This is a genomic window from Neobacillus sp. GCM10023253 (assembly GCF_042653105.1).
GTDB lineage: Bacteria > Bacillota > Bacilli > Bacillales > Cytobacillaceae > Neobacillus > Neobacillus citreus.
The window spans coordinates 290178-303826 of the sequence record NZ_JBHSHV010000006.1; the positions used below are offsets into that span (position 1 = coordinate 290178).

The following is a 13649-nucleotide window of genomic DNA, read 5'->3' on the forward strand; positions in this document are numbered from 1 at the left end:
TAATTTAGCGAATTTAATCACCGTTCGGATAATACAAAGAAATATAAAAGCTGCAGCATTGTGTGGATTGGGCCGAAACTTTCAAAAAAGAAAGACCGCCTCAGTTACCCCGAGACGGCTATTATTAATTAACAATTTATTCCTAATAATATTCAAATGGCATATTACTGAAGCCCTTAAACTCTGAAGACTTTCATAACCTCATCCCCAAGATGGTTAATGACCTTAACCGCAATTCTGCCACTCCTCGGCCTTTTAAACTCGCGTGAAGTAGAACTGTACAACGTTTTCCATGACTCAGCATTTATCTCCGCCTTAAGTGTCTTCTTAAGAGAATTATAAGGATCATTCGCACCTAGGAAATAGGAATGTCGTACAAAGAAACTTTCTTCATTGTAGTCAGTGTCAATGAACCAACAAGCAATTCCATCATTATCGTCACTTCGTACCTCCCCAGTGTTTGGATCAAAAACATCTACTCCATTAACCTTAAGCTTTAATTTACCTTCCTCTACTTCAAGAACGTCAATATCCGGTTCCCCAAATATTACAAAAAGGTTACCTTTTCCGTTATTTTTTAAATCTTCTGCCATATGCAGATCGGCGTTCATTCGTGCCTTAAGAACAGGAATACGACCGAGCTTGTTAAATTCAGAAGAATGAGCATCATAATTAAACGCACAGGAAATCAAAACATCGAAGTCAGCATCACCAGCCTCGCGAGTGGCTGCAACTAAATCAAAACGGGAAACAGTGCCAAACTCAGGGCCAATGAAGATTGCTGCACGTTTTTCGATGCCTGACTCTTCGTCGCCTTCAATATAACGACCTACAGCACAAACCATATTTCCAGGCCAAGGAGTAATCGAAGTAAAATGTATCTTATCATCCTTATGTGCCTGTTGTACTCCTGCAGTTTTTAAGTTTTCCAATACCATTTGAACGAAGTCCGTTTCATCTCCGTTACTCGTGTTTTTCTCAGAGGCACCATCAACTAAATCATCATTCTCATTTACTACCAACATGCGATGTGGCGAAAGACTCTCAACAGTAAACGGTCCCGCAACACGAACCTTCTTCTTGTCTACATATGGTTTATCATATAGATACTCGAAATCTGCTTTGGCAGCTATAGATGCATCAATCTCCTTCTGCCTAGCAATACGTATCTCCCACCATTTTTCGTGCAGTTTCTTTACTTTATCATTCCAATCATCATAAACTTCACGAGGAATTTGCCATTCTTCCCAGTTTTGTCCCAATGCTTTGTTAATCTTTTGACGTAACGGTTCCAGTTCTTCTTGATATTTTTCCCAGATTACTTCAATTTCAGAATTGTTAGCGATTGACTTTAGTTTGATGTTTGGTAATCTCTCGTAAACAAATCCGTAACGAATATCATTTCTAGTTGGTGCATCAGAAGGTGGAGTCCGCGTAATTTCACTTTCTTTTATTTGACCTTCCCTACTGTCTGCTAATAGGTAGAAAGGATATATTGCACCCATTATTCTTGAACGAGCTAGGGCAAGGGCCACCCGGGATGTATCAATGGTTATCCATCGTCTCCCCCATTGTTCCGCAACAAAAGCTGTAGTTCCAGAACCACATGTCGGATCAAGTACAAGGTCTCCTGGGTCACTAAATGTTAATAATACCTGTTCCACAATCCTTACATTTGTCTGAACTACATAAATTTTATGTTGCGCACCCGCAAGGTTTTTGGTCCATATGTTATTATTGGGTGCTGCAGGCTTATCATTCCAAGGCTCAATATAGAATGGTCTAGTTTTCCCTTTTGCAACGCGGCCAGCATAGGATAGACGTAATCTTCCTTTTTCATGTGTTCTCCAATGACGTCCTTTACCAGGGTAGTACTCATTCGAAAAGATATTCCAAGGAACTTGGGAGTTTCCAGAATCACCATCTTGTGTAAGAGTTATATCTGTCCTAATTATTAAATGATCATCCGGAATAAGTTCAGGATTTTCTTTCCACTCTTTTGGTATAGGGTGAACACGTAGTTCAGAATCAAGCGTTTTATTGTACTTTGAAAAATCTATTCCCTCTAGAGACTTTGTAGGGCGGATAGGACGATACTTTAGTTGGTCTTTTGATTTAGCGTAAACAACTAAGTAGTCAGATACTGAAGGTACGTAGTTTGATTGTTGGTGATTTGTCTTTTTCACTGTAATAAGACAGACAAAATTATCCTCACCGAAAACTTCATCAAGTAATATCCTTGCTCGATGAACGTTTTCATCTCCCATCTGTAGGACAACACAACCAGTATCACTCAATAAATCTCTTGCAACAGTTAGTCTATCCCTTAAATAGGTTAAATAGGAATGAATTCCATCCCGCCAAGTATCACGAAAGGCTTTTACCTGCTCTGGCTCCCTGGTAATGTGATTTACATGGTCTTGAACATCTCTACTCGTTGTCGACCATTGGAAGTTTGAATTGAACCTTATACCATAGGGAGGATCAATATAAATACACTGTACCTTTCCACGAAGCCCTTCCCGTTCAGCAAGTGAAGCCATTACTTGCACGCTGTCTCCAAGAATCATTCGATTACTCCAATTTGCATCGTGCTGATAGAATTCTGTTTTGGCATTTTCATCAGGAAGCCCATTGAAATCGGAAAATAAGTCAATCTGTTCGTTTTCGGCTTTTTCTTGGTTCTCTGTACGACGCTGTAAATCATCAATTAAAACCTTAGGATGGATTTTCTCCTGAATATATAGTGGGGGTGCTTGGACAACTAGATCCGACCAATCTTTATCATCTTTCCCTCTCCATACTAACTGTGGGTCTAAATCCTGATTTCTCCGTTCATATACAACACGAATAGGGCTCTGTTGGTCCTTAGCCATTACAGATTGATATTCAGCTGTAGGGATATTTTTACGACTTGCTTTTTCGTGTTTAAGAGTTTCTACCGACTTTCTCTCCAAGTTTAACTTCTCCTTCCATTATTTTGTTTGAGCCATAACTGAGGTAATCATCTTATTAAACTCGGAACGCACCTTAGCTTCAAAGTCTGCCTCAATCTCGTAAACCTGTGTAAATTCCGCAAACGCCCATCGACCATATTGACCGAGATTGTTTACTCCTGGTATCCAGTAAAGGTCCATAGTTGTTTTCTTTTCTTTAGCATCTTCCCCCCGATACCCCTTAATTTCAACAATAATACGTAGCAGATCATCTTCTCCATGTCCATCGTCAACTAGGACGATGAAGTCAGGAATGTATTTCTTTTGCTGAGAACCGTAGCGGTATGGTACTTCAAATCCAAGATTATGATTTTTAACATATGATTTTACCAATGGATGAGACTCAGCAACTCTACAAAACTCAGCTTCCCAGTCACTGTCAAGAATGACCCAATTGATATGACACCGGCGTGGATCTGTCTCCCAACGATTTATTTTTGAGGTATTAAAATTTACATTTTTGGTTGAACCACTTGGGTTGTATGGGTCAAGAATTGCATTAATAGGCCTCTCACCCACCAAAGCTCGATTTATTCCTGATGTAATACGATTACACGCAATATCTGCCAATTCCTGAAACATCAATTGTGCAGGAAAAGTATCAGCTTTACAAACAAGACAATCATCAAGCCACTGTTTTGTAATGCTTTTCAACTGACCAAACAGGTGGAGTTTTGGAGCTTCTCCCTGATCACGCCACTTAGTGTATAACAAACGTTTAGTGAGATGATAAATGAGTGTTGATTGACGTACTTTTTCCAAATGTCTTAGGCTAAGGTCCACATCTTCTCCGATAATTCCCGCATTTTTTGTAATTGAGGGGCCCACAATTTCCGGGGTCAGTTCCAGTATAGAGTCGGCATCAAAAACAGCTGATAGACGTTCTTGTGGAAGTTCAACACGATATCCCTCTACACGTGGAAATATTATTTCAAGACTATCCCTTTCAGGTCGAACAGCCTTCACGTGAACAGTCTTTCTAGGAGGTTGAGGTGGTGCAATAACAGGCTTTGCTGTAAAGTCAAATGGAATTCCTAATACATCCGCGTATTCGATATTAAAAAGACCCTCTTCATTTAAATCATAAGATTGGCGGCGCAGTGCCCGTCCAATTACTTGCTCACATAGTAACTGGGTACCAAAAGCACGAACTCCCAACACATGAGTTACAGTATTGGCATCCCATCCCTCTGTAAGCATTGATACAGATACTACACACCGTATAGATTCTCCAAGACGATCTTCTTTACCAACTGTGTTCATTACTTCCCGAAGTAAATCCTGATCAGTAAGCTTGTCCGCTTGTCGGAAGTCCCCAGTCCGCTCTATTATTTCGTTACGAAAACGTTGAATAGCATCGGCAGCCATTTCACGGAAATTATTATCAAGAGCATCTCCCGATTCCAGTTGTTCACTGTCAATAAGCAACGTACGTGGACGTGCAATTGGATTGCCCTGATCATCAAAATTCCGAAACAACTTTAACCGTCCATTTTCAAGCATAGTAGAACCATCATCATTTTGCCGTTGAAAACCTGAAATATAGTCATAAACCAACTTAGAAGTGGATGTATTATTACAAACAACAATGAAACACGGAGGAACTTTTATTCCATTTTCTTTCCACAATTCATATGTCTTTTCATAGTGTCCATAAAGAGCTTCTAAAGCTGTTAATAACTCTACAGGCAGACTTAAAGGGTCAAGAGTATTTGCCTTGCCACGTCCTTTTTTAGGCATACGGGTACGTATATGTTCCCAGAGATTTCGAAATTTAGGCATTTCCCCGCCAGGGATGTTGTCGGCAACTGGAACGCGAGGCAACTTTACAATACCGCACTCGATGGCATCCATTAATGAGAAGTCACTCATAGTCCAAGGAAAGAGTGTACCTTCTGCATACCCTGATCCTCGAAGAAAAAATGGTGTTGCTGATAGGTCAATAACATTCGTTATACCTATTTTACGATTGACAGCCTCAAGGCCAGATATCCAAAGACGCGCAGCTTCGTTGTTCTTTTCTGCCTCCTCTTTGTCATCACCCTTTAATTCTTCTACTTCCTGCTGGACCTTTTCCCTATAGCAATGGTGTGCTTCATCGTTTATTACAAAAATATTCTTCATGCCCATTAGTTCAGGCATGACACGCTGAAGCATTTGTCCCTCAGTTTCTAATGTGTTAATTTCTTCATTACGACCTTCAAGTAGGGACCGAGTTGCCTTAGGTATCTGTACCTTTTCTCGAAGTTTAAAGGAATGATAATTAGTGATAACAATCTTAGCACGCTCAATAGTGCTAAGCATGTCGTTTGGCACAAGTTCGCGGCTTCGGTAGTAACTGTCAGGGTCATTAGGTTGAAGCACTCTAAGCCGATCACGAATAGTCAATCCTGGTGCCACAATTAAGAACCCTCGGGTATATTTTTTGCTCGTTGGTCGACGTACAGCATTGATAGTCTGCCAAGCAATCAGCATAGCCATTACAGTTGTCTTACCTGCACCAGTTGCTAGTTTTAAAGCTAAACGCATTAAATCCGGATTTGCTTCTTGGTTGACATTTACTAAATGTTCTAGAAATTGTTTACCTATCTTTCCTGTTTTAGGAGCTACTTCAGTTAACCAGATGGCCGTTTCAGCTGCTTCAACTTGACAGAAGAATGGTCGCATTCCGCTAAACTTGTGATTTCTCCAATGTTGAAGCAGTCGAGCAGTCTCTGGTGTTACTTGCCAAGTATTTGGATTAGGTCTTTTTCTCCATTCATCAACATGACGCCTAACAGCATTTATCATAGAAGTTGGATCATACTGTTGTTCTAATGTTGAAAGCCCCAAACCTTCATCGAAAATCAATTGAGCTTGTTCAACAATATCCTTTCGTTTTCGGGGCTTAGGTATGGGCGTTATAAACTCTGCACTACGACGCTTTTCAATTATTCGATGCGTTGGTTGACCTTGTTCATCAAGCTCCCAATGACGTGACGGATATTCATAAGGAGAATTAAGGATGGGTTTTTGGAAGAATTGATCATACATTATTATTTTCTCTCCTTGTTATTAAAGAAAGCAGCAATAAATTAATTTTCTTTGTATTAAATGGGCCTAGAATATCAATAATAGCAGATTAAAAAATTACAATAAATAATAATATTATACTTTTAATATCTAAATTTGTCGATGATTGATATTGCTACCGTAAAAGATGGGTGATTGAGAAAAGCCACAAATAAACATCAGCATCCTTGGAAGATTGAGAAGGATATTAAGAGACGTTGGTGTTTTAAGCGTGTTCAGGAAGTTGAGGAATCACACGAAAAGAGCTTGGAATAATTCCAAGCTCTTTTTTACTTCTCTTAATTTTCCTCAACAACAGGTCCTGGATTACTAGGGCAGCCGGAATCAGTCATTACATTGGCATAAGCTGCTGGCAGGAATTTTGGTGTGTTTCTGTATTTTTGGTCGTAACTTTCCATTTTGTATCTTTATTGGTTTACGGTGAATATTGCAAACTTCCCTTTAAATCCACATGATTTAATTTTATCTTTATACTCTTCCCTTTTTTCTTCGGGGTCGTAGCTATTCAGGTACCACGTTACATTATCAGTTTGTATCCTTCTTATGATTTCCATTATGTAGGGAAGATCGACATCTGAAAATGAAAACCCATAAGAAAAGATGGTATCAATGTCCTTCAATCCTTCAAAAAAATCACTGTATTCTAAGATAATTGATTCTGAATTTTTTCTTAAGGCACTATGTATCATTTCTAAGTATTCTTCGGAACCTATGTAGCGATAGTGAAATTCTTGATCCCTATGTTCTGCATGCCCAATGACGATTGAGCCGCCCTGCTCCCCATGGATATGGATGACGTTCTCTGCTCCGTAAATATCCTCTAGTACCCTGGTATAATTGAAGGTTAGGAAAATATCATTCTCCCTGTCGATGAGATTCTTGAATGATTTTTTCGGTTTTACTCCGCGGAGGCTAATAGAATCTATCCATTTCGGGAAAATGTCTTTGATTTTAATCGTGACCCAGTAAAAATGTTTCGATGCGTCTTCGTTTCGATAAGCGCTTTTCCATAAATCATCATCGTCATTCTCATCATCCATCCAATACGCCATATCACCAAGATACTCCTCCAAATCCAGCTTACCGAGACTAGCCTCAAAATCCTTCCAGTCACCATATCCTTCCGCTTTCGAAATAATATCGATTAAAAACGAGGCCACTTCATTTTCATCATATACTTCTTCTCCATCGGGCATCAGTGTACTTGATATATTATAAGATGGAGACATGTCCTTAGCACCTGGATAAGTTTTTCGAAGATATTTATGAAAATGTTCGTAGCTCGTCGGTAATTTATGGTCCAAATCGAACCCGTTCCCAATGATAAATAGACTCCTCATACTCTTTCCCCCTATACCATTCTGAAACTTGCAGTCCTTTGGGCACTGTAAATTTTAAAAAATAATTTAAAGCCCCTCTCTATTGAGAAGGGCTAATTTATTTAATTTGAACCAAATGGACCGAATGTAAATAAAGCAATTAAGCCAACAAATGCACCAATCGGATAGGCTTGTCTGCTTTTAAAAATCACTTGAGTAACTATTCCAGGTATTAACACCCAAAGGATTATCGGAGCCAAAAATACTTTCAGCAATGGAATTACTCCTTCTAAAATCCCATTTAAAATTATCTCTGCATAGTTTATCGACATATGTTTACCTCGTTTTTTTCTTGGTTTCGCTGTAAGATGTATTTAACGGACTCCGTCGCAAAAGTCCGTCTTGTATTATTAATTTGACTTTTTCTTTTTCCGTTTCTCCAGGTATTCCTTATGTTCTTCTTCGGAAACCTCCCAACAGAAAGCTTTTAACCCTCTGTCTTTAGCGTAAATTCTTACGCCTTTCACTGTAATCCATGGTCTACAAATTTTCATATTTATCACTTCTCCTCTGCTTTTAGGTTTAAAACCCTTGCAGGGAGGCAAAGATAATGATACATTTAAATCATCAATTCGCCAAAATTGAATTTAAACGTAGCGACTGTTCATTATCTAACGACTGCTACACAACTGTCGGCCCCCTACAAGGGCTTTTTTTATTGCTTTTCATACGTTCACTCCTTACTCAAATGTTTTTTAATTGTATTCTTGCAACCTCAAGTGAAACTCCGCAGCACATGGCTACTTCCTTTTCACTAAATCCCTTTATTATCTGTGGTGGTGCGAGCAGCTCTCCTGCAAATGTATTTGCTTGCCACTCCGGATCCTTATATTTGGGCACTCTTTCGTAATTTTGACTCCTAGCAAGTGCAATTGTTCCGGGTTTATGCATTATATAATGTCCTATCTCATGTGCAATTGTAAACCTATCTCTTCCACTCCCCGAAAATGCCCTTTCATATACGTCTTCTTGAATCCGAATCAAATGCTTTTCCGGGTAGGTAACAGCATATTGGTTTTTTAATTCATTAGGAGTAACAATTTCCAACGAAAATAATGGATCAATCTGAGGTAAAACCCACTCTAAAAATTCGACAACAGGGAAAAATTTTACCTCATTCATTCCCGCCAGGTTCCTAATGATATTTGTAAGTTCTCTTATGCTATTCCTAGAAGTAGGATTAGCAACGTACAGGCTCATTTAATCCCTCCTTTTTTTATTATTGAGGAGGATGTTTTTAATTTTCTTTTTATCACTTTCATCCAACCCCTTAAACTCTCTAGCTAAAGCCAAAATAGCGTTTTTATCTTCGCTGCTTAGTCCTTCAAAATCAATTTTAACGACTTTTTGTGAATCCTGAACAGCTTGTCTTAATTCGTAGCGTTCATCTGTGCTTAAAGAATAACTATTGGATATTGTTTCAACCCATGCCTGAGGAACATTTCTTTTACCATTTTCTACAGCAGATAAATATGAAGAAGTAACCCCTAATTTAGCAGCCATATCCTTTAACAGCTCGCCGTTATCTATTCTGAGTTTTCTACAAAATTTTCCAAATAGAGTCAACATGGTTGTTCCTCCTTTCTAATATTAAATTAATTCTAAACTTAGAATAAACGATTTTGTTAATACAGTCAACAAAATTTGTTGATTTTTTTCACTAATCAACAAAAAACTCGCTCATTCGAGTTAGCAGGGTTCCGATATGACTTATAGGTCCTTCCGTTCGTCTGAAGACATATATTCCATTATCCTGCCGGCTTGCAGTCCAGAAAGTTCAGCAAAACTCCGAAATCGCCCTTTCTAAGCCCGTAATCATCACATCATCATATTGATAATTAATCACCTTAAAACATGCATGGCTGCGTTTTCCGACCTTGTATCGGGAATCCTTCCGCTTTAGGACTATGCCTTCTAATCCTTGCCCTCGGGCTAAATCAAAGAAGAGTGAACTCATACCCTTCTTATATATTTTACCTTCGCTACCAAACTTAAATCGTGGTGTTAATTTCTTCTAGCAGCTGCTTTCTCTCCATGAGGTGGAAACCGGGTAACAGGCTCCCCAATATAATGAATCACTTCGAAAACAACATGCTTTTCAGAATCTACCTTCCATTTGCCGGCGGAATTGATATGTGAACGGTTAATGAATGTTTTGAATTTATTAACTATTACATTCTTCCAGGGTGTATATTTTAGATGGAAAGGGGGTGGATTATGGTCAAGGAAAAAGTACAACCACATTGTGTAGTTTGTAGTAAACCTTTTAAAAGAAATGATATGGTTCATACCGACACCATGTTTACACAAATACAGCATGTAAAATGTTTTATATACAAACCGGAGTTTATTAAGGATACCGGGAATTATGAACAGATAGTAAATAAATACCCTAACTACAAAAGGAATTTTATCGTTTCCGAAAAACCAATAACAAATTTAGTTGTTGTATCTGCATTAAAAATTTCTAAAAATTATAGATAACAAAGAAAAAGGATTCAGTAACATCGACTGAATCCACTTTTTTATTTATGGTAGTTCCCGGTATAAAGCCATCTGCCGTTCTCAATATCCGGCAAAATGCACCTTATGTATTCCTTTAATTCTTCCGGCAACTCATCCTTTTCAAGCTCATCCAGAGTGAAATTTATGCTTTGCCCAGCCGCTGGACAATGACTTGAACCTGGGTCTGTAATAGACCTTTTAAATCTGTAATTTTCCTGGCCAGCATTATATGATAAGACATGAAATAACCTCTCTTTTAATTATAAAAGAACATATGTTTCTGTAGTATTTTAAAGAAACTTATAGTAAAGAAAAATGCCTAGGAATTCTTAAACCCTAGATATTTGTAAATTATTTTGTTTTCCCGTACAAAATTTACATTTAGAACAGCCTGTTTGCCATTTAGAAAGCTCAGTAACGGCAAACAGTTCAATTTTATTTTTTTAGCTTCCTATTGGAGATAGTTCAATTAATACATCTTTTTCAAACTGTAAAATCTCCTTTGTAATGCCATTAATCTTTTTTAAATCATTAATATATTCTAAAATACCCTCCATTATTTCAGATTTACTAATTAAATGATTATACTCATCAATAAAATTAGCATATCGATTTTTTGCATAAGCGGAAAAACGCTCTTGATATTCCTTCGGCCATAAACCTTTTGTTTCGTGCCCTGTGAAAGGGTCAATAACCTTAGGAACAAGTGCAATGTTCCATGGAGCCTCAAACAAAAAGAGATTCTTGGTCTTTCCAAATATATGCGATACTTGATAATTAAATATATTAATATTACGCTTATATCCAGTCATCTGTGATATTATTTTTTGTGGGACAGCATTGTTTGTTGGATCTTTTTGTACATTCTCATTATTAAATAAGTGTTTATACAACCCTGTATACATACTAGTGCCTTTAGCATCTCGTCCGTAACCTCTAATAGTTACTCTTTCGTTACTAAATATTCTTTTCTTAAGCTCCTCCCAATTCAGTTCAACGTTTTTAATTGGTGGTAATATTGTTTCTCTTATTCCAAAAGAATACAGCTCTTCTTTATCTATTTTAAATGTGTCTATAAATTTCTCATATGAATCTATAATTTCTGACATTTTTATACCCCTTTACACATTTTTAATAAAAAAATGAATCTAATTATAAAAAAACTCTCAAAGGATGAAACCAAAGTGATTTCACCTATAATTTTTTCGCTTCTATTATTACTTCATTCCTCAAATGACGGAATCCGGAGCAACCCGGCTTTTGTTAAGTTCCTAAACTTCACCATGCATTTAATTAGTTCAAAAAAAACTATAGTCCTCTGGAACCACCTGCAGCTGCAGATAAACGTTCTTCCGTTCATCAAGTGGCATAATAATGATTCTGTTCGGAAATTGAAGCTTGGACAACTAAACCCATGCTCCGACATTTTTTATACTTAGTAACACCCTCTAATCCCAATCATTATCATATGGATTTTCTCAATTATCAGTGTTGTATTATACGATCCGCACGAAATACACTTCTAGATTTTCACCATCAAAAACAAAGAGTGTGTATCTTCTACAGTTGGCGCAATATGCATCTATTGCATTTGCCATTGGTTGAACTTCCACCTCCTTTGATTTTAACAGTTATTTATTTTTTCAATAAAATCATTTCCTTTCCTTGATAAATATACCTATTTTTAAAAGAATAGGAAGTCCTTCCGTTCTGCTGGTGACATAAACTCCAAATCCCTGCTGTTCTGCTGTCCTTAAAACTGATAAACCAAAATTTTCGTAACAATTTAAACAAATCTTTTGCTAAATCTTATGATAGAATTTTACTATATTACTGCAATATGCATAAATCGTGAAGCACACAAAGAAATGTTTTGCAAGGAGGTATCTACATTGAGATTTAAGTATGAACAACTTAGTTCTGCTCCACTATTGGTTAACTCTATTTACGAAAGTGGTTCTAAAGGCAACCCTGCAGCTGATGACCCTTTAACCAAATTGTTTAAGGTTGATGGATATACAAAAAGTGTAGGAAATAGGGGCGGTTTTAGAAAATCTTCAAAAGAAGTGAATGGAAAACCCACTAAACAAATAGCTTATGGGGTTATTTATTCAACCGGAAAAATAAAAGAATGGCCTGATACGTATGATAAATCTACAGGCACTTTCATTTATTATGGGGATAATAGGGAACCCGGAAATGACTATTTAAACACCAAGCAAAAGGGGAATGCCTGGTTAAAGGAAATCTTTGAAAAAGCTTACGGAACATATGAAGCCAGAAAAACTGTCCCACCTATGTTTGTCTTTGAAACTACCGGGAATGGGTTGAATGTAGAATTTTTAGGTGTTGCAGTCCCTGGCGTAAAAGGAAAAACACTAAACCAATCATTGGAACTTAAAACATTTGGTGAAACAGGAAATCAATTTCAAAACTACATAGCTCACCTTACTATGATTAATATTGAACCGGAAGGCGTCAGTAGAGATTGGTTAGCTCAGTTAAAAAATATTAATGGTAACCCCCTAAAACATGCTCCAAAAGAATGGATTAATTTTGTTCAAAATGGACCAGCAAAAATAATACCTTTAAATGAAAAAAACAAGAAAACAATAGACACTACACCGGATTTAATATTACCTAGCGAAAAAGAGTATCTTGCAAAAGTAAGAACTACCCAAGGAAAATTCCGAGAAAATTTATTACGGATATCTCCTGTTTGTAAGATATGCGGAATGAACATCACAGAGTTATTAGTAGCAAGTCATATTAAGCCTTGGAAAGACTCAGATAATCATGAAAGAATAGTTTCCTATAATGGTTTTTTACTTTGTCCCTCACATGACGCTGCGTTTGATAAAGGGTATATTACCTTTAATAATGACGGGAAAATAATTTTATCTCATTTAATTGATAATCAAAATAAAGAATTACTTAATCTTAATGAAGATATAAAAATAGAACTTCATCCTAGTCAGCAGAAGTATATTACATGGCACAGAGAAAATGTATTTAAGCATACCCAATAAGAAAACCTATATTATCAAACAGGCAAGCAACATCCGAGGGCATCGCTTTCCAAAATGCACTTTATAACTAAATCGTCCTATAGTCTTTTTCAGGCTATAGTAAAGGGTTAAAGGAAAGAGTACATAGACAATAGAGTAGGCGCATGAAGAATTTCATGCGCCTCTCACAGATCCGTACGTGCGGGTCATCGCATACGGCTCCTCCACTTTATCCCCGCTGGGGATGTAGTTCATTGTAAATGTCTAAAAGAAAAACAAGTTTAATTTCTCGAAACCTTTCATTAGGAATCGCAAAATGTACGTGTCCGGTTTTAGTATTCCTCAATCTAGTCATTGAAAGATGCGGAAGTTCGCCCTTCCAATTCCTTTTCCGAAGCTCCCTGTGGAGCTTTCTTATTTTTCTCCAGCTTCTTAACTGAATCATTCTTAGCCTTCTTCGAATCCATGAGTCCAACTTTTGAAAGAGGTTCTTTGAAAACCCAATGCCAAAGTATCTCCCCCATCCTCTAATAATAGGATTTAATCGATGCTTGACGAATTCCTCCAGAATAACTGTTAAGTTTCTTTTCGTAACATAAGTCTAAAAGTTATAAGTTTTGGACACGGAAAAAAATACATGATGTTGTTGCTATTTTTGCAATTGTTATTGTCTAGAAGTTAGTCTAAAT

General features: G+C 37.3%; 11 protein-coding genes. 2 read left to right on the forward strand and 9 right to left on the reverse strand.

Translation table 11 applies throughout. The features are described from left to right. Positions 1-176 precede the first annotated feature (176 nt). From ACFPA1_RS08760 to ACFPA1_RS08790, 7 genes are all read right to left on the reverse strand, one after another. A complete protein-coding gene (locus ACFPA1_RS08760) occupies positions 177-2957 on the reverse strand; it encodes a site-specific DNA-methyltransferase (protein ID WP_378582092.1) in 2781 nt (926 codons plus the stop codon). Positions 2958-2975: 18 nt separating this feature from the next. After that, on the reverse strand, positions 2976-6029 hold the full coding sequence (locus ACFPA1_RS08765; RefSeq protein ID WP_378582093.1) for a BPTD_3080 family restriction endonuclease: 3054 nt from the start codon (positions 6027-6029) through the stop codon (positions 2976-2978). Between the two features lie 446 nt (positions 6030-6475). Further along, on the reverse strand, positions 6476-7408 hold the full coding sequence (locus ACFPA1_RS08770; protein ID WP_378582094.1) for a bacteriophage abortive infection AbiH family protein: 933 nt from the start codon (positions 7406-7408) through the stop codon (positions 6476-6478). Between the two features lie 101 nt (positions 7409-7509). Then, on the reverse strand, positions 7510-7719 hold the full coding sequence (locus ACFPA1_RS08775; protein WP_378582095.1) for a hypothetical protein: 210 nt from the start codon (positions 7717-7719) through the stop codon (positions 7510-7512). A gap of 78 nt (positions 7720-7797) precedes the next feature. Continuing rightward, positions 7798-7941: a hypothetical protein gene (locus ACFPA1_RS08780; protein WP_378582096.1), complete on the reverse strand. Its 144-nt coding sequence runs from the start codon at positions 7939-7941 to the stop codon at positions 7798-7800. A gap of 190 nt (positions 7942-8131) precedes the next feature. Further along, entirely contained in the window at positions 8132-8647 is a 516-nt protein-coding gene (locus tag ACFPA1_RS08785) for an ImmA/IrrE family metallo-endopeptidase (protein ID WP_378582097.1), read from the reverse strand. After that, complete coding sequence (locus ACFPA1_RS08790) at positions 8648-9016, reverse strand: helix-turn-helix domain-containing protein (protein ID WP_378582098.1); 369 nt, start codon at positions 9014-9016, stop codon at positions 8648-8650. A 648-nt stretch (positions 9017-9664) separates the two neighbouring features. Between ACFPA1_RS08790 and ACFPA1_RS08795 the strand changes: the two genes are divergently transcribed. Further along, positions 9665-9931 carry a hypothetical protein gene (locus ACFPA1_RS08795; protein WP_378582099.1) on the forward strand — a complete coding sequence of 89 codons (267 nt, stop codon included), beginning with the start codon at positions 9665-9667 and terminating at the stop codon, positions 9929-9931. Positions 9932-10395: 464 nt separating this feature from the next. Here ACFPA1_RS08795 and ACFPA1_RS08800 read toward each other — a convergent pair whose 3' ends face one another. Further along, positions 10396-11061 carry a hypothetical protein gene (locus ACFPA1_RS08800; RefSeq protein ID WP_378582100.1) on the reverse strand — a complete coding sequence of 222 codons (666 nt, stop codon included), beginning with the start codon at positions 11059-11061 and terminating at the stop codon, positions 10396-10398. 783 nt (positions 11062-11844) lie between these two features. On the opposite strand from ACFPA1_RS08800, the gene ACFPA1_RS08805 reads away from it, so the two are divergent. Next, complete coding sequence (locus ACFPA1_RS08805) at positions 11845-12981, forward strand: HNH endonuclease (protein WP_378582101.1); 1137 nt, start codon at positions 11845-11847, stop codon at positions 12979-12981. Positions 12982-13189: 208 nt separating this feature from the next. Here the strand turns inward: ACFPA1_RS08805 and ACFPA1_RS08810 are convergent, their stop codons facing one another. After that, a complete protein-coding gene (locus ACFPA1_RS08810; protein WP_378582496.1) occupies positions 13190-13531 on the reverse strand; it encodes a group II intron maturase-specific domain-containing protein in 342 nt (113 codons plus the stop codon). Positions 13532-13649: the final 118 nt, after the last annotated feature.